Genomic DNA, 19,864 nt, shown 5'->3' with positions numbered 1-19,864 from the left:
CAGGTGAGCCTGCCGCTGATGTCACCACCCAGCACGTCCACCGAGAGGAGACGCAGCAGAGCGCTGGAAACACTGTCGAGAACTCCACGAACCGCGCCCCGAAGCACGAGAACGGACAGGGCTCGACGAAGCCGGCAGAAGCCGTATCCCCCACGGGGAACGACGGCGAGGCACCGGTCGACGCGAAGCACGTCCGCGACGCTCTCCAGCAGATCAAGACGGATCGGCGTGAGCGCGAAGAACGCGGCGGGATCGTCACCGACGAGAACGTCGCGACGCAGCTGTCCGAGCAGCTCGGCCGGACGGTCACGAAGGACGAGGTCGTCGACGCCATCGCGGCTCCGGACGGCTTCGGACTCGCGCACGGTGCCGATGGCTTGATCGTCGCGAGCCCCACTGGTGGCGGGATCGGGGCCGAGATCCCGAAGTCGGCCCTCGACGCGCCGCGGACCAACCTCCCGGTCGCGGGCAAGCAGGACGAGGGCAAGACCAAGGGGATCCGGATCGGCGACGGCCGCCAGGTCGAGCAGACCGGCCCGGTCACGCACAACCGCGGTGCCCAGCCCGCGGTCGGTAGCACCGTCGCCAAGGCAGAGACATCGCTGTTCGAGAGCCCGGTGTCCCGCACGCTGGAGAAGCGGCTCGACGCCCTGTACCAGCGGATCGAGAAGCAGTGGTCGCGCGTCGGTTCGATGGAGAACCCGGCGGAGGCGACCCGCCGCCTCCACGCGATTCAGCGGAGCGTGGACGAGCTCCACAGCCGGAGCGACCCGCTCGGCGTGGAGATCCATCGCATGCAGCGGCGGATCGGCGAGCTCGAGGCCGAGCTGATGGAGCTCAAGGCTTCGCGCGGCACTGAGGACGTTGCGCGCTTCGACGAGGATCTCGCTTCTCTGAAGACGAGGCAGAAGCAGCTCGCCGAGGAGCGGGAGAGCCTGGTCGGGGCGGACGACGTGCAGGCTGCCGTCGAGCGCGCGGTCGCCATCGAGCAGCGTGCGAAGGAGCTCGATGCGGACCTCGCACGGGCCTACGACGACGCCGTCACGCAGCGCGGGGAGACGCTCGACGATGCCAAGCAGGAGCTGGCCGGCCTGCTGGCGGCCCGCGATCGGCTCCGCACGACCGGAGGAGGGGCGGCCGACAGCCACCAGCTGGGCGTCGTCGAGTTGGAGATCCATCGCCGGTCGTTCGAGCTGAACAAGATCGAGACCGAGCTGAACACGCTCGAGCGCAAGAGCGGCAACGACGACATCGCCTACCGCGACGCTCTGAAGGCCGAGCGGAACTCTCTCACCTGGGAGCGAAGCGGCCTCTCCGGGACGGACGACGTGTACGCCGCGGTGGAGCGCGCACTCGAGATCGAGCACCGCGTGAAGGAGATCGACGGGGCGCTGGCCGAGCCGCGAGGACCCGGCACCGCCAGGTACGAGACGGCCTTCCAGAAGCACGAGGAAACGCTCGCGGACCTCCGCCACGAGCTCACGGAGCTGTACACGATCCGCCAGTCGCTCCGGGAGACCGGAGCGCTGCCGAACGAGATCGCGTCGACGGGCTTGAGCTCCGGGAAGCCGTGGACGGCGCGCCCTCGCCCGACGGAACCGCCGGCGCGCCCCGAGCCGCTCAAGGCGCCTCGCGCCGAGGAGATGCCGACCAGGCTGACTTGGTACGCGCACGTCACGCGCAAGGCGGCACATGTCCTGGTCAAGTGGGTGATGCCGCTTCTCGTCATCCTGCCGGCCCGTGCCGTGCACGCCGACGTGATCGATGTGCTGACCCCGCAGCGGTCGATCGTTCTGGAGGTCGGCTCGCAGCCGCGCGCGGCAGCGCCGCCGGGCGAGCGGATCATTCAGTCCGAGCCGATGAAGTCCACCGACGCCACCGGCCGGACCGCGGAGCGGGCCGGGCACGACGGGAGCCGCATTGCGGAGCCGGAGACGGCTCAGGCCGGCAAGCACGTCACGGGGGAAGGCGGGTCCGTCGAGCCGACGTCGACCAGCCGGTGGGTGCCGGTGGTGCCGCTCGGCGTGGACGACGACATGGCCGGCCGGCAGCACGGCCAGGCGCCGGCGCCGAACCCGGGGTCGGGTCTGGACCCCTCACCTGCCGACATCGCGATCTGGGACCGGCGCCTGCGCCAACTCCGCGACCACGAGGCCCCCGAGGTCGGCGATCCGAGGCTGGGTGGGGTCGGCATCAGCTTCCACCGGCCGCTGTCGGCGGCCGAGAGCACGGTGCGTCCGGAGGGCATCAGCGCGGCGGAGTGGGCGTTGCTCACGCCGGCGCAGCGGGCGGAGGAGTTGCGGCTGGCCCGCGACAGGGTGCTGCGGCAGGCGCAGGAGATGGAAACGCCGCTGAAGAGGGCGCGGGAGGAGCGCGAGCGGCTCGAGCAGGAGATCGAGGATCTGAAGGCTCGGGCCGAGGAGCTGCGGCAGTTCGCGGAGGCCCTGGAGGCCCAGGGACGACGGCTCTCGCGCAGGACGCTGTGGAACTGGCTCCTGGCCGGCAAGCAGGAGGAAAGGGACGCCTGGCGACGGAAGGTCGAGCAGGTCGAGCAGCTCCGCAAGACCATCGGGAACCGGCTGGAGCAGGCGACCTCCGCGCGGGACGACCATCTGTTCTTCATCGAGAACTACGAAGGGCTGATCGAGGAGGAGGTCTCCCGCCTTCGTAGCGACGCGCAGGCCCTCGACGCGTACGTCGCGATGCACGAGGAGGTCGCGAACTGGACGAGGGCCGGCCGCAGGGACCTGGCGCAGATCGAGGAGTACCGCAAGAAGTACCCCGAGGACAGCGACCATCGGGTCACGTCACGCCAGGTCGGCATCTACACCTGGCACAAGCAGATGCTCGCCTGGCTCGAGAAGCGCGGTGTGCCGAGCGACGTGATCGAGCAGCTGGAGAAGCTGGCCGGTGGCAGCGCGTGGAACAACCGGATCCAGGATCTGCTGGTCTCCGGTGTCCGCTCCGACGAAGAGCTGGTCTCGTTCCTCACCACGTTCTCGGAGCGGAACACGTTCGGCTGGAGCGAGGAGAGCATCACCGCGCTGGTGGGCGCCCTGCCGCGGACGCCCAAGGCCGCTGCCGCGGCCACCCGGCGTCCGATGCACGCCGGCCTGCCGCACCGTCACGGGACCCGCCTGGTCGTCCAGGCGGTCGTGGGCGCGCTGACCGTCGGCGGCGCCAGCCTGTTCGCCCTGACCTCTGGTGTCAGTACGACGGCAGTCGTCGGTGTGCCCGTTCTCGCGCTCGCCGCGATCGGCGCGGTCCTCTATGTGATCAAGATCGTGCGGAACCGCGGCCCGCCGCGGAAGACGGTCTTCATGCTCGTCGGCGGGGTCGCCCTGTTCGTCGGCGGCCTGGTCTGGGCGGGCGTCGTGACGAGCATGACGCTGCTCGTGGGCTCGATGTTCGGGCTGCTGGGCCGCGGGCTGCTCCGCTGGGCCGCCCACAGGTTCGGGACCTTCGAGCTCAGGGGTCCGCTGCTGAAGACGGCTGTCGCGTTGGCGCCGCTCGCGTTGCTGTCGCTGGCACTCGCCGGCTTGGGGGCGACGGCGGCGGAGTTCGTGGTCGCCGGGCTCGGCGCGCTCGCCACCGGCCTCGCCATCGGCGTGCACAACCGGCTGCGCGCCGGCGGCCTGGGCACGTGGATGACCGGCGTGGCGCTGCTCATCGCCGTACTCAGCCCGATCGCGGCGGCCGGTGTGGCGAGCGCACAGCCGCTGACCCCGCAGACCTCGATCAGCCAGTCGCAGGCGCCCGCCGGTCCGCCCACCGAGATCGCGGTGTCCGAACCCGGCCAGGGTCTGGGGCACCTGGACACGGTGCTCGGCTTGCCCTACGGCGCGGTCGCGGCAGCGAACGCCGAGAAGCTCGAGACGAGACGCGAGGGGCTCGTCTATCTCGGCGAGCGCTTCAGGATCCCGTCGACCTGGCCGGGCACGATCCCGGATGGCCAGGACCCGTCGCGCGTCGCTGCGCACTTCGGCATGACCGCCGAGCAGCTCCACGAGAGAACCGACGTCCGTCCGGACGGGCAGCTCACATTCGTCAAGGCCACTCCGCCCGCATTCGTGGACCCGCAGCCCCGCTACCCGGACAACACCGAACCGACCCCGAACGTGTCGCCGTCGCCGGCCGCACCGATCGCCATCGCCGGGAAGCCGGTCGCCGAGATCATCTTTTGGGCGGCCGCCGGCCTCGTCGTCCTGAATGTGATCGGCAACGTGGTTCTGCACACGGTCACGCGGCTCCGTGGCCGCCCCGTCCCCATGGGGCCCGCCGACCGGCCGCGACCGATCGTGCCGAGCACCCCGCGTGAGCTGTGGGCCGCGCTCAGGACGCGCTTCGACGACGACCGCGCCGAAGCGGCAGTCGCTCGCCTGGTCCATGCGGAGCACGAGCTGTGGGCAGCGCTGCTGGGAACCGACGCGGACTCCCAGGAGGCGGCGCGACAGGAACGCGACGCTGCTCGCGCGGCCGTCGACGAGATCACCGGCGACCTGATCTGGGACGTCGCGCGGCTCGGGCAGAGTGACGAGCAGCTCGCGGGCGCGCTCGACGTCCCGGTCGTCGTGGCGGCACTGCTGACCGCGCAGGCGCGCGCGGCGCTGGTCGCCCCGACCGGCGCCGAGCCGCGCCAGTACGCGGCCAACCGAACCATGGCGGGTCTGCGGGAAACCCTCGACGCGGCACGGGAGCCGGTCGAGCAGGCGCGGGCCGAGATGGCCATGTACGAGGCCTACGTCGCGGACTACCGGAACAGGGCCGAGCTGAACGTCATGCTCGGCGTGCGCTGGCTGATGTACCCGCAGGGTCGCCCCGCCGGCGGCGAGAAGGAGCTGCGGGAGATCGCGAAGAGGCTCGACCTGCCCTACGAGTGGGTCGCGCACCTCGCCAGGGACGAGACGGTCCCCGTCGACGTCCCGCCGCTCGCCGGGCTGCGCCCGGAGAAGCACCGCTCGTTCGAGGGTGACCTCCAGCTGGTCGTCGAGGCTCGTGACCAGGCGCTGGTGCCGCTGCGGAACGCCGAGCGGCGCTACGCCGAGGCGCGCGCGGCCTGGTTCGAGGCGCTGGCCGAGCACCGTGCCGTCGTCGCCGATGGGCTCCGCGCCGCGGTGGACGGTGACGCGAAGGTGAGTGAGGTCGCGAGGGGTGCTTCGGTTCCGGTCGACGTCGTCAGGTCCGTCGTCCGTGGCGCCGGCTTCCCGACGGTTCCCGACCTGGGAGCCTCGCTCGGCCCGTCCTGCGACTGCACGACGTCGTCGGGCGCAACGAGCCAGGTCGTGCCGAGCGGCGCCGGCGGCAGGCGCCGCGCCGCGAAATCGATCCGGGGACCGCCCGGCCACTGGTCCGGACTGTTCGACAAGGGGCGTGCGCTGCGCGGCGCGCTGCTCGAGGCAGAGGGGCACTGGCGGCGCTGGCAGTGGGCCGCGCGGGAGGCAGCGGCTGCCGCCGGGCGGGCCAGGGAGGCGCGCGAGGACTACGAGCGGCGCGCCGGCGGGGTGCTGGCGATCGTCAGCGGCACCGCGCCTGGCGTGGGCGGGCGCGCGCTCGCGGACGCGACACAGGCTGTTGCCGAGTACACCCGGCAGGCCGCGGAAAGCCAGCAGGCCTACATCGCGGCGATCACCCCCGCGGTGCGGGCCGCCGCGCAGGACGGCCTGCCCCTCGCCGTGATCATGCGCCGGACCGGACTCGGCTGGGCGACGGTCAGCGATATGGCCAACCTGGGCCGCTCGGACCCCGACCTCCGCAACAGGTGGGATCCGCTGATCGATTGGTGGATGACCTTCTGGGGCCTGCGGCACCCGATGAAGCACTACACGCTGGCAGACGGGAAGCGGGTGTCCGAATCCTGGATCCGCACCCAGCTGGAGCTCGCGGGCGGCGGCGAGCTGGCGATGTATCACGGGCGGGTCATCGGCCTGGTCAACGAGTCGCGGATGCTGACGTACCTCTACTCGGACGGGCACTTCCACCACGCCGGCTACGACCACCCGCGCAGCACCAGCATCGACCGGTTCCAGACGATGCTGGTCAACGCCGGGCACCAGGGTGTGATCACGTTCCACCCGATCCCGCAGCGCGGGAAGGGCCTGGCCACGGCCGGCGGCCTCTTCTACTACGCCGTCCCAACCGTGCTGAAGCTCGGGGTGGTGTTCGAGGTCGCGATGCTGCACATGTGGGGCAAGTACCCCGACGTGCTGCTGCTCGACGCCGTCCGGCGGCTTCCTCAGCGTCTGAGCTGGCGCACGGTGGTCGGCGTCGTCGGCGCGCGCCTCGACGTCCCGGGAGCCCTCGCCTACCTGCAGGCCATGGCCATCATCAACCCCGACCTGGCGGTGCTCGTCGGCGAGACCACGATCGCCAAGGAGGCCGTCACCGTCCTGCTCGGCCATGAGGCGATCCAGACGCTCAACCCCGAGTGGGAGAACCAGATCGAGCGGCTGGTCACGGCCGCGGGGCTAGTGCGTGCCGCGGTCCGCGACGGAGAGCACCCGCTGGGTGCCGACGACCTTCCCACCGAGCTGCGCGCCCTGATCGCCGGCGAGCGCGACGACGCGGGTCGCGATCCGATGGCGCTGATCCCGGCCCTGCTCATCCACGTGGACGCCGTCAAGGACCTGCTGGTCCGCGCCGGGCACGAGCGCGAGTCGCACGACCTGATGTCGCGGGCGGAGCTCCAAGCGCTCGACATCTACAACCCGAACGTGCGCGAGCTGCTCGAGGCGTCGGAGCGGGTCGGGTACCTGGTGGTCCTGCACAACGACTTCGGCCTGGCCCGGATCCTCGCGGACGGCAGGCTCGGGTTGTCGACACCGGACGAGCGGTTCGGGATGTCGTTGCTGTCGCTGCTGGCCGAGTACCCGAACGCGAAGGTGACCTTGGCGCACCTCGGCGTCGGCAAGCACACGACGCTGTCCGTCGAGCATCTCGACGTGATCGAGCGCGTCCTCGACAACCCGAAGTTCGCGCACATCTCGTTCGACATCTCGTGGAGCGAGGTGGCCTACCACCTGCAGGAGACCCAGGCGATCACCGATCGGTTCATCGAGCTCGTCAGGAAGCACCACACGCGGATCATCGGCGGCACCGACGCCGTGAAGCCGGAGTCCTACCCGCAGTACGTGCAGTGGATGCACGACATGGAGCCGGTGTTCCGCCGGATCCGCGACGAGGTGGGCGAGGAGGCCTACCACAACATCGCCCACTCCAACCTGGAGCGGCGACTCATCGCGGCGCGGACCGACGTGCAGCGCTGGGCGTACGTGCAGCTCAGGTCGGGTGCGTGGAACGAGTTCCGCGCGGAGTTCTCGCCGGAGCGCAACGCGGTCATCGACGACTTCCTCATCCGCTACGAGCTGGAGATGGGCGACCCGTCGGCGGAGGAGCTGGCGCGGCGCGCGGCGATCGCCGTGGACGGTCCCGGCGACTGGAAGTCCCCCCGTACGCCGGGCGCCGAGCAGGTGCGCAGCTTCGTCCGCTGGAACAACGCGGTGACCCCAGAGGTCGCGCGCGAGGGCCGGATGATGACGTGGCGCCTGTTCCGCACCGCGGCGAAGGCCGAGTACGCGGCCCGCGAGGAGACCAGGGCGAAGAAGAAGGAGGCCGCGAAGCAACAGAAGGCGGACCGCGACGGGCTCGCCCGCGCCACCGACGCCGCTGCGCTGGATCTCGTCGACGCGGGCGGCAACCCGTACACGATCCAGGCCTTGATCGGTGCTCACCAGACCGAGCACGCCTTCCGTGACCAGGACCTCGCGCGGTGGGTGCTCGACGAGATCCAGCACACGGAGCTCGCGCAGCGGGCCGACCGGGCCGAGATCGGCCGCATGCGCAAGCGGTTGCTGATCTGGACCGCCGTCGCGACCGTGGTCACGATCGCCGCGCTGGTTCTCGGCTGGGCGTGGCTGACCCCGGTGTCGGCGATGGCGAACTACACGGCCTTCGCCGTCCGCGGTGCGCTGAACACGCACCGGATGGCCTACGTGCAGCAGATGCGCGTGCTGGTCGAGTCGGTCCTGGAGCGCGGCCAGTTCATGCCGGAGAAGATCAACAGGCTCGTCGATGTGATCGGCAAGTACGCGGCGTTCGACGCGGCGCTGCCGGAGCGGCTCACCGAGTTCGACCGGTTGGCCAACGAGATCAAGGTCGAGGCGCGCATCCTCATGGAGAAGGGCCTCGACAACGAGAGCGCCTGGAGCCGGTTCGAGACGAAGCTCTCGAGGTTCGGGCGCTTCCTGCTCAGGGCCGGCACCGCGTTCGGCGCGCAGGCGCAGGCGTTCCACGGCCTCAACCCGCACGCCGGCCTGCTCGGCAGGCTGCTCGCCACCACGCTGGCGGCGACGCTCGTGGTCAACCTCTTCTTCCACGTGCCCGCTGCGATCGCCGGGTTGGCGGCAGGCTCGGCGATCGACCTGCTGGTCAACGGCTCGTTCGCCGTCGCCGACCTGCTGTTCCTCGGCCAGGCCCTGCCCGCGATGATCACCGGCTGGGTCGGCTACGACGCCAGCGCCTACCCGCTCATCCGCAAGGACTTCCACCTGGCGGCGCTGCCGATGGTCACGCTCGCGAGCTTCCTGCTCTCCGTCCAGCTCGCGTTCGTCGCGCCGAGCCTGATGGTGATCCCGGCGCTCACGCTGACCTGGTCGTCGGCCTACCTGTCGAGGCTCGCGATCATCGCCGAGTCCTGGCTGGGCCGGATCTCCCCCCGCTTCGGTGCCGCCGCGGCGATCGTCCAGGCGCTCAGCCTGATGTCGTTCGGCGTGCACGCGCTGCTCCCGACGCACTGGGTGCCGCTCGTGACCGCGGTGGTCGCCGCGCCCATCGGCATCTACCTCGTCTCCCGCATCGACTCGTGGCTGGCGAAGCTGATGCGCGACCCGAACCGCCTGCGCCTGCGCCGCCTGCTCTCCGGCGGGCTGGTTCTCCTCGGGGCGGCCGTGATGGCGGTGGTGGTACCCAGCGAACGCTCGCAAGCCGCCGACGCGACCGGTGTCGGCCCGACCGGTGGGCCGAACGAGCCCGGTGCGCTGTTCGACTTCCTGTCCGGCGTGCACCTGTTGATCGGTGCCGGTGTCGCCGCCGTCGTCGCCGGCGCTGTGGCTGCCCGGGTCGTTGCGCGGGCGCGCGGACCTCCTCCGGCGCGGCTCGCCACCGAGGCCGACCTGCAGCGGATCAGGGACGAGCTGATCGTCTCCGAGTACGGCGTGATCATCGCGCCGAAGCGGGCGTGGCGGTACGAGGACCGCACGGTCGGCGAGGACCGGCTGCGTTCGTACGGACGGGAGCTGCGGGTCGAGACCGGATCGTTCCTGCTGGTCACGCACGCCGACGCGAACGGGTTCTACTTCCCCGCGGCGGACGCGATCATCCGACTGACCTTCGAGCAGATGCAGGGGCTGCTGGTCTCGCTCCCCGAGTTCCGCGCGTGGCGTGACCGGACCGCCGTGGCGGGCGACGAGCCCCTGTTCGACGCCGTCGCCTGCCGCCTCGGCTGCATCGGCGAGAAGGACGCACGGACCCTCGCGGGCGGCCTCGGTGTCACCATCCGGGCGCCGGAAGGCGACGTGGACGTGTTCGCGCCGGCGACCGCGGGTGGCGCGGCCCGGATCAGCCCGGTGTCGGGTGGCTGGGTCGACCTCCTCCCCGACGGCTCGCGGCGCCCGGCGCTCGCGTCGATGCCGCTGATCGCGCCGGACCTGACACCGGGTGCGCGGCGGTTCGCGCCCGGCGGGTACCTGGCGCGTGGCCCGCCGGCGGGAGGGCTGCCGGTACGCGCCGGCGGCGATGAGCAGCCTTCCCGAACAGAAGAACAGCAGCGCCTCCTCGACAAGACGTTGGCCGACCTGGCCGACGGCGGCGGCTGGAAGAAGGGCATCTCCGAGACCGCCCGTCGGGAGATCGACGAGGCCCGCAAGAAGATCCCGGCCGATTGGACGCCGCCCGTTGTCGGCGCGGGCCGTTTCGGCATCGACAAGAAGTCACCGATCCGCCCGATCTACGAGGCGCTGCGCAAGGGCAGCCCGGAGGGCGTCGGCGACGTGCCGTTCCAGGGCGCTCCCCGTCCCAAGCCCGGCGACATCGACCCCGCTCGTCCCAGCACGAGGATGAAGCCGACGGCCAATGATCCGACCGTCGCGCAGGTTTCGCCGGACCACGTCGTGCCGCTCGCGAAGATCGTCAACCTGCCCGGCTTCTGGCGGCTCGGCACGGACCTGATGTACGCGATCGCCAACGCGCCGCTGAACCTGCAGTGGCTGTCGCGCTCGGTGAACCAGTCGAAGGGCTCCGGCACCGCGGCGAACGTGTCGAAGGCCGACCCCCAGTGGCAGCGGGACCAGGCCGCCATCGAGGACTGGCTCCTCGACAAGCTGCGGGACGTCGTCGACGACCTCCTCGTCAGCCAGGGTGACCAGCCGTCGAGGCCGGAGACCGAGCGGGTGCCGGGCACCGAGCGCCCCGGCCGGCCGAGCATGCCTCGTGCGCCCCCCGCGGGTGGGCTGATCCGGCTGCCGGTCCTGCAGTGGTTGATGCACCGGCTTCTCGGCGACGGCCCCGACGCCCTGGCCGGACGGTACGGCGCCCCACGGGACGAGATCGGCGGCGACCAGCCGCGTGGCGGTTCCAGCCGTGGGCGGGACCAGGCCACACAGATCGACGACGACGCGCTTGCGCCCGGTGAGCTGTGGCGGCGGTACGGCGTCGGTGGCGCGTCCGCCGGTGCCAACCAGGTGGCCCGTGGACTCGCGGGCGCCATCGGAGACCGCGCGCAGTCCGCGCACTGGCGGGCCATGGCCGACAAGTTCGTCCACGACTACCTGGCGGACACCCCCGAGACGGCCGACAAGGACCGGTGGCTGCTGGTCAGAATCCACGTCGACCCACACGCAGTGGGCTTCCTCGACAGCGTCCTCAGCGGCTGGCGCGTGACCCTGACCGATGCAGAGCACCACGCCAACAACATGAAGCGCAGCGAGATGCTCGCCGAGGGTTACCGGGGCCGAGTCGTCGAGCGCGGCGACGTGGTGATCGCCGAGGGCTCGGACGACTGGGACCCCGGCTACTCCGGCGCGGTGGAAGGCCGGGGCTCCGACCACATCGACCCGGCCAGGACCAGCGGTGACCGCGGCTACGCCGGTGACGCGACGAGCTCGACGTCCCCGACCCGCCAGAACCGGTCGCGGCCCGAGGAGCCCTACCTGCCCGAGAACGTCAACCGCGGGGAGTTCGAGTACCACCTGCGGCAGTGGGACGAGTTCGTGGAGAACGCCGACTCGCTCCAGCAGCGCCGGTACAACGTCGGCCGGTTCATCCTCAGCGGTGACCAGCTCGCCCGCCGGATGATGGTCGACGAGCTCGTCACGTGGTTCCGGGAGCGGGTCGCGCCGAACGAGCGGCCGGTCGTCGCGGATGCGATCGCGGCGAAGCGGCCGCGCATGAAGGGCCTGCTCATCCAGGTCGACCGCGTTCTCAGGAGCAAGGCCCTCGGCGGCCTCGGCGACCGCTTCCTCAGGGTGAAGCCGATCCGTGAGCGCAGGGTCGTCACCGAGGCGGACATCGCCGAGTGGGCCGAGGACTGGCACTGGTTCGCCGAGAACGTCGACGTCCTCACCGACAGCGTGCGGTACAACGGCGCGTACATCGAGGCGGCGGACGTGACCTTCCGTCGCGAGTTCGCCGCTGAACTGGTCGAATGGTTCGGCAGCAGGGTCGAGCCGGAGGACCGACCGGTCGTCGCACAGGCGATGCTGGCCGCGAACCCCGGGCTCAGGTCGATCCTCAAGCGCGTCGACAGGAAGCTGGAGAGGACGGGCAAGGGCGGTCTCGGGTGGGGCCTGCTCGGGGTGTCCGCCGTGGTCGGCGGGTCGGTGGTCGCGGGGGTGATGGGCACCTCCGGCACGGCGAAGGCGGACACGACGTCCGGCCCCGGTGAGGCGGTTGTCCGCGGCCTCGAGCTCGACCTCTCCTCGATGATCGACTTCGTCGTCACCGCGGGAGCCACCGCGTTCGCGATCGTCACGGTCGGGGTCGTCGCCACCGTGTTGTACCGGGCCACGGCGATGCTGGTCCGGGCGATCATCCGCGGGCTGCGCGCAATGGCGGGGCACGGCTTCGCGGTCCGGCAGTGGCTGCGCGACCGGGCGCCGCCGGCGCTCGGACGGGCCCTCGCCATCGGCGGAGCCGCCGCCGCCGCCCTGCTCGGCGCGTTCGCTCCCGGCCACGCGGCGGAGCCGGACCACGTCATCGGCGAACCGACCCGGCCGCAGATCCGGTTCGACGACGACTTCGCGTACGACCCGCGCGAGAGCGCCGAGATCGCCGACCACCTGGCGTGGGCGAAGTGGGCGGTCATGCTCGGGGTGGCCGGGGACGTGCGCCCCGACCTGGCCGACGGCACCGCGCTGTACGCGCACTACCGCGGCGGGACCGGCACGTCGGTCACCGTCGACCTCGAGAAGGGGTACCGCGAGGACCCGGAGATCCGCGGGGCCGTCCGGACCGAGATCGACAGGGCCGTCGCCGCCGCCGAGCGGATCCACCGGGAGACCGGGCGGACGACCTTCTCGATCACCGGGCCGGGCAGCGCATGGGGGACCGCAACCGAGAACTGGCAGAAGACGCTGGGTCACTACACGACCTGGGCCAGCGCGGACGTCGTGGTCACCGGTTCGCGGATCACGATGGCCCTGACGGTGCACGCCGAGGACCGCTACAACTTCAACCGCGACACGAGCGCGGCGAGCGACGAGAACGGTCGCTTCGAGGTGCTGGGCTGGGCCCGCTCGTTCGACACGCACGGCGCGCTGTCCCGGACGGTGTCGTGGGACGTGAACGGGAACGGGCGGACCGTCGAGACCCCGGCGACGGTGCGCCCCTCCGGTCTCGGCGCCGGACCGTCGCACGGTCTCATCACGGGCGGCATCGCCCTGCTCACCGTCTTCCTGATGGGAAGGCGCACGCGGATCGGTGAGCCCGGTTCGCGCCGCAACGGCCCGCCCGCCACCCGGCAGCACTCCGGCAGCACGCGGAGTCGTGCTCCTCCGGATGATGACCGAGTCGGGCGCTCCGGCGAGCGGCACGGCCGGAGCGAAGACGTCGGCACGACGGACGGGTCCTCGGTCGCTGGAGACTCCTCGATCGATTCCTCGAGCCGTCCGGGCGTGCTCGGACGCTTCGTTGCGCTCGTCCGGAAGGTTGTCGGCGCGATCGCGAGGCTCGTGGGCCGCGGTACGGCCGCGTTGGTGCTGGCCGGCGGGGTGATGCTCGCCGGGCCCACGCCGAAGGCGGAGGGTGCCGGAATGATCGCGGGCTCCGCGTCGGGGGTCGACGTCGGCGCGATCGGTCTCATCGCCGGAGTCGTCGTCGGCGCGCTCGTGGTCGTCCGGCGGATGGTGTCGGCGCACCTCACGGCTCGCCAGCAGGCGGCCGTGGATGGCCTCCTGGGAGTCGTCCCGGATCAGGTGGCCGACAACCTGCTGAACCTGATGACGCGGTGGAGCAGGGACGGCCGCTTGCGGGCACCCGGCCGGGAGGAGTTCCCGAGCTTGCCGCGCGGTCCACCGGACCTGAGCGGCGTCGTCTACGTGGACGGCGACGAGGCCGCCGCGCGCGAGGAACTGCGCGACGCCGGCCTCGACCTCGAATGGTTCGACTCGATCGGCTGGGTCGATCTCGAGATCAACCCCGGCGGGGACGGCGTGATGCTCCGCAGCAGGCTGCAGGTGATCCATGACCTGATGGCGAGCGGACATCTGCCCTCCACCTGGTTCGACTTCCTCCGCTACTACGTGACCCGATTCCGGGTGCAGGGGTTCATGCACTCCGATGACGGGCTGTCGCGCGCCGAGTTCGCTGCGCAGCTGTTGGCGATGCTCGACAAGGCTCGGTCGGCTGCCGCCGAGGGCGCAGATCCGCTCTGGGCCGGTGCCGCCGACCTCCTGGTCCAGGTCCGCGCTCAGCGCGATGGCCAGGTCACCGATGGCATCGGGCATGTCGTGGCAACGACGGAGGAGAACGCGTTCATCCTGGTCTCACGCCGCCTCGTGCCTGCAGACGCACGACTCGAGGTCGTGCACGGGAACAAGAGGTGGGCGTCGGCGCGACTGGTTCGCCCTGGCGTCGGCCTCGTCGTCAAGCTCTGGGCGAAGATCGACGAAGAATACGACGGCATCGAGGGGTTCCTTGCCGCCCACATGGCGCGCAACATCGATGTCGCCGTCATCGCGGTCCGCTTGAACGCGGGCGAGCAGGAACTGTTCGCCGATGCCGGCCGCGACATCGGCGAGACGGTCTCTCGTATCGGCCTGATGGCACCGCCGAATCTCGTCCGTGCGTTCCTGGAGGCCACGGGACTGCCCAGCGGCGTGGGACGAGTGACCGGGAAGCAAGCCGAGAAGCTCGATTATCACGAAACCTCCATGGTGTACCCCCGGTCGGGGGACAACGCGACTGCGGTGCTGAAGGCCACGCCGCGGCGCGGCAACGATCTCCGCAACCCCGTCAACACGAGGGGTTACGTGGCGTCGTTGTTCGTGGTGGTGTCGTTGCTCGTGGTGGCGGCGATGGCCGGGACGCCTGTCGCGGTCGCGGTCGCGGCGATGCTGCTGATGCAGCGGATGATCGGCCGGTTGCGCCCGTGGCGGGCGCTCGGGCTCGTCGTCGGTGCGATCACTGCGATGGCGGTCGGGGCGGCGGCGGCAACGATCGGGGCGGCCCTGATCGCACTCACCGCCGCGACGACGGTCGTGGAACTCGGACGTCAGCGGAATCGTCCGCCGGTGCTACCGGCGAACCGACGGATCCGCATCACGGTCGCGGCGATGCAGGAGGTCCTCGGAACGGGATCCGAGGGTGATCCGTCGCGCTCGACGGAATCCAGCGGCCTGTTCACGACGCGACGGAACGCGCTGGTCGCCGTGGAGCTGGATGGATCGGTACCGGAAGAGGTGCGGAGCGTCGTTCGCATCGGTGTGGGCTGGATCGCCAGCGGAACCGGCGTTGTGGTTCGCAACGACGGCCGGTGGGCCGACATCCTCACGAACCTGCACGTCGCGATCGACGGAGTGCCGATCTGGGTGCGTACTCAGGGCAGGGTTCGCCGAGCAGTGCGGCTTCCCGACGCCTCGCGGGACGAAATCCACAGCTGGACCAGGTACTACGGTGTGCCGTCGGACTACCTGTCCGTGACGGATCTGCGGGTGATCCGCATCGACTCGCGGGGGCTCGACCTCGTTCCGGCTGAACTTGCGACCCAGGACCACTCGGGGAAGCTGGGAATCGCGGTCGGTTTCGGTGGAGGCGGGGCATACGGGTTCTTGTCTCTCCTCGGCAAGGCGCCCAAGCCCATCGTCGGGATCGGCGAGCTCTTCTCGTACGGCGCGAGCCTGGCTCTGCGCACGTCGTGGCGCGTGATGGGCGGTATGTCGGGAGGGCCGGTCTTCGTGCGTGAAGGCGGTCGCCTGGTCATCGGCGGTTTGACCAACGCAGGCATTGTCGAGATGTCCGAGAAGCATGACGGTTGGTCGTTCCAGGTTCCCGCGCCCTTGATCAGGGCGTACCTCTCGGCGCTGGAGGGGCGTGCGTGGGGAATGGAGTACGGGCGCCCGAGCGTGGACTCCCTGGGCGTGCGCAGAACCGGAACCCGCCGCAAGCCCCGCGGCTACAACGACGATTCACGTCCCGCGACGGACGAGGATCTGCTGCGGATCGCGAACGACCTGGTCATGTTCGAGGGGGGCGCGGTCTTCGCGCCGCGGGCCGTGCAGCGCGATGCCGGCAGCATCGGCGAGAACCCGCTCGATGCGCCCGCTCTCGGCCTGCGCCCGGCCGGTCGCCACTTCGCGTTCGTAGCGCCCGCCCACGACGGTGAGTTCTACTACCCGTTCGAGGACATCGACGTCCGGTTGAGCCCGGAGCAGGTCGCCGGCCTGCTGACCGCACACCCCGGGTTCCGACCGTGGCACGAGCGTGCCGCCGAGTCGGCGGGTGAGTTCGCCCTCGTGGTCGTGGCGGCGGACATCGCGGGCTGGTACGGGGACGAGTCGATGCGCGGGTTGTCCCGTGCACTCGGTGTGCGGGTGCTCGCCCCGAACGCGGAGGTGGTGGTGCATCCGGCCGCCGATCCTGGCACCGCGGCCCGGATCGAGCTGAAGCGCGCGTCGGACGGTTTGCCCGGTGGGTGGCTCGACGTCCACGCCGACGGCCCCGTTCGGCTGGCGCCGGCCCCGGTCGAGCTGGTCTCGCCGGAGGCCGCACCGGCCCCGGCACGGCTCATCCCGGCCGGTCAGCACGCGCGTGCTCCGCCCGGTGCCACGAGCGCTCGGCCGGGCGGGGCCGCGCTGATCGTTGCCGGACTCGCCGGAACCGTGCTCGGCCTGATCGGCATGTTCGGGACGGCCGGCACCGCGGAGGCCGCCACGTCGCAGGGCGGCACCGAGGCGGCCACCGCCGTGGCCGCGGCGGGCGGCACTCAGCTGCCGGTGTCGGTGTTCGGTCTTTCCCCGCTGGCATCCGGGGCGGTCGTCGTGGTTGCGGCTGCAGTCGCGACGGGCTTCGCGATCTGGATGTGGCTGCGCGGTCGGTCACCGCCCGCCGGCGATTCGCTCGTTGCCCACGCCCGGGCGGCCGCGGCGAGCCTGCCGAGCGAGGGCGTGCTCGGGCGGTTCGACGAGCGCAACCACGAGGCGCTGGCACCGATGCGGGAGCTGGCGTTCCGTGACCTCTTGACGGAGACGGCAGACGGCAGCTGGCGGCGCGTTGCTCAGCAACACGAGGTGCTGGCGATGTTGCGCGGGCCGGCGTATCGCCACATCTTCGGCGACGTGCAGCCGGAACCGGCGATGGCTGCGCTCGACGCGATGGCATCCCATGCTCACGTCCCCGCGAACCCGGTTCACACGGGCGGCTTGGCACTGCCGACCTTGCGTCGGGCCATCGCCGTGATCAAGGCGAAGATCGTTGCGGGTGTGGGTGACGTCGTCGCGCTCGAACGCGAGCTCCGGTCGCTGCGCGCGCAGGAGGAAGGCCTGAGCACCGACCCGAGCGATGCCTTCGACCTGCAGGGGTGGGATGACCTCCCCGAGAACGTCAAGGACACGTTCACGTTCGCGTACCGGATGGTCGTCGAGAGCGGTCCGGGGGTGTGGCTGGACAAGGCGACCGATCGCCGCCCGCGGGTCATGATCCTCGGCGAGGCGGATTTCCGGCGGGAATGGGCGAGCGGCGAGGCTCTTCCCCGAGCCTTCCACTCGGCGGGAACGCTGTACTTCAGGCTCGAGACCTTCGACGCCGCCGGCCTCGATCTGCCATGGTTCCCCGCGCACCTGATCGATGCGGCGTCGACCTTGTTGCACGAGTGGGTGCATGCGGTCGACCGTGCGCTCGAAACGGCGCCCGGCATGCAGTCGGAACGGAATGCCTTCTGGGTGCAGCACCTGTTCATGCATCTGTGGACGGAACGGGCCGCATCTCTGCGCGCCATCCATCCTCTCGCCGGTAATGGGTCGCCACCTGCAACCACCACGGCCCGCATCGAGATCCTCGACGCGCTCATCCGCGACTGGCGCCCTGAGCATCAGGCGCCGCGGCAGTACCGGCTCCCGGCCGGCTACGAGCGGACCTTGTCTCCCAGGTCCACGATGCTCCTCCTCGCACTCGGCACGGCGGGTCTCGGACAGCTCATAGGTCTGTCGCTCTACCAGATCTCGGCTGCGGTTCTCGTGGTTTCGGTCGCGTACACCGCTCGATACGCCGGGTTGTTCGTACGCAAGGACCGGCAGCCCGAATCGTTCGTCGAGGGGTTCGACGCCGACCGGACGGGTCCCGAGGGGACGAGCGAGGAGGTCGCGGGGTCCGCGCAGACAGCGACGCTGCTCGAACGCTCCCTCGCCATCCTCCGCAGGGCATTCGCCGCGGTCGCGAAGCTGTTCGGCGTGGGCGTGGCCGTTCTGACCACGTTCGTCGGCTTGTCGCTGCTCACTCCGGCCCCCGAAGCACGAGCTGTCAGCCTCGGAACGGAGGTCGCGGCCGACCCGTCGCTGCTCGGCGGCTTGTTCAGCTCGCCGCTGCACGGGGCCATCACGGTCGTGGTCGCGATCGCTGCAGTCATATACGTCGCGTGGCTCGTGATGCGCTGGATCGGCGAGCGACGGCAGGAGGCGTGGCTCGAACAGGTCCGGGGCTGGAACGAGATCGGCTGGGCTCACCTGAAGGACGCGCCACTGGCGTTCGCGATCTGGCGGGTGACCGCGGTGGCGGACGGGCGCCCCACGCTGCGCCTCGATCGGCCTGGTCGCATGTTGGCGAATCTGATGGCTCGGCCCGGGTTCGACGCTGCTCTGGCCGATGCCGTGGAGGCCGCCCTCGTCGTGGTCGAGGAGACCGCCGGTGGCCGGGTGCTGCGCTCGAGCGAGAACTACCGCAGGTTGGCCGACGAGGCGCCGAGGGAGTTCGTCGCCGCTCTCTCCCGCAGCCCGGCGGCCACGCTCGACGACAAGGCTCTGGCCACCCGATCCACGCAAGAGGCTGCCGGGCTCGTCTTCGCAGGGCTGCGCAACGCGATCTGGGCGCACCGCAAGGCGACGGCCGGAAACGGCGGGCGGAAGGGGGGCTCACGTGAGCTTCGCGCGCTGTTCGCCCCGATCCGTGCCGCGAGCAAGGCGGTGAACGCGGCCCGGCGCGACCTGTCGAAGGCTCGCTGGAAGGCGGATCGCGTCGAGCGGTTGGAGCAGCTGCGGGTCCAGCGCTCGGGCATCGGCTTCGCGCGCCAGCTCGTCCTCGCGTCCTTCCCGGTGACGGGCGGCTGGTGGCTGCTGGTCACCGGCCTGAAAGCGGCAACGACATCGGTGCGAGTCGGGATGGCCCGCCTGCGGCTGCCCGCAGAGGTTCGCGGCATGGGCCTCGACGCCGCCCGCGCGAAGTTCGCCGGGCCGGTCGCGACCGCCGCGCAGGCGCTGAAGTCGGCACAACGCGACGAGCAGCACGCGGTGTTGGCCGTGGCGACCGAGGCCACGCTCGACGAGCGCTACCGCGGCGCCGACGTGGCTCGCGAGCTCGACAGGGCCGTGTTGGGGTGGAAGGGACGGTTCCGGCCACTGGTCATCGGGGGCGCGAGCGGCTGGCCGGGGCAGGTTGGCGGCGCGTCGCAGGTGGCGTCGACGGAGTTCGCCGCCGGGTTCGGGATCCCCGAAGCCGACGTGGTCTCGCAGGCCGCGATCGGGACGACCGTCTCCGCGTTCTCCGGCCCCGCCATCGCGGCTCTGGGTGTCCGCCTGATCCGGAACACGTTCTGGATCCTGTTCTTCTCCCTCTCGGCCGCTGTCGGGCTCGGCGGCATGGCCCTCGTGCCCGCGGCGGCGACATTCCTGCCGGGAGCGTTCCTGGTCTCGCTGGCAGGGCTGGCGGTCGGGCTGATGGTGGGCAAGGAGGAGATCGACCATCCGGTCTCAGCCGCGATGAAGCCGGTGCGGAACGGTCGTAGGGACCTCGGGTTCAAGATCGTGCAGCTCGGTGTGCCGGCCCTCGTCGCGAAGTCGATCCCCGTGATCGGGCTGTCCGCCACGCTGGGCGTGCTGTCGGTGGCGACCGTTCTGCTGACGGCGGCGGTCTGGGTCGTCCTGCGCGGAGTGGATCCCGAGGCTCGGCCGCGCGCACCGCCGTCGGTCGGGACGGCGCTGCTCGGTGGCCTCTACCAGGTCGTCGGTACGCCGCGCGGTCTGGCCAGGTGGATCGCCTCGATCCCGATGCTGGCCGTGGTCACCGGGTTCTATCTCAGCGCACTCGGCGCCCCGATGCTCGACCAGATGCTCGTGATCGTGGCGCCGGAGCTGTCAGGCAGCCGGGCGGCGCTGGGGTCGGCCGTGGC

The 19,864-nt window shown here is 71.1% G+C and carries 1 protein-coding gene (cut by both window edges); it reads left to right on the top strand.

The whole window is internal to an MFS transporter gene (locus tag FB388_RS36090; protein ID WP_142107148.1) on the top strand: the coding sequence, 44,592 nt in all, runs 12,001 nt past the left edge and 12,727 nt past the right edge, and what appears here is coding positions 12,002–31,865 (codon 4,001, partial, through codon 10,622, partial); the first codon wholly inside the window starts at position 3. Both the start codon and the stop codon lie outside the window.

The organism is Pseudonocardia cypriaca (assembly GCF_006717045.1).
GTDB classification, from domain to species: Bacteria; Actinomycetota; Actinomycetes; order Mycobacteriales; family Pseudonocardiaceae; genus Pseudonocardia; species Pseudonocardia cypriaca.
Note: the sequence above shows the minus strand (reverse complement) of the source record. Positions and strands in the feature narration are given on the sequence as shown.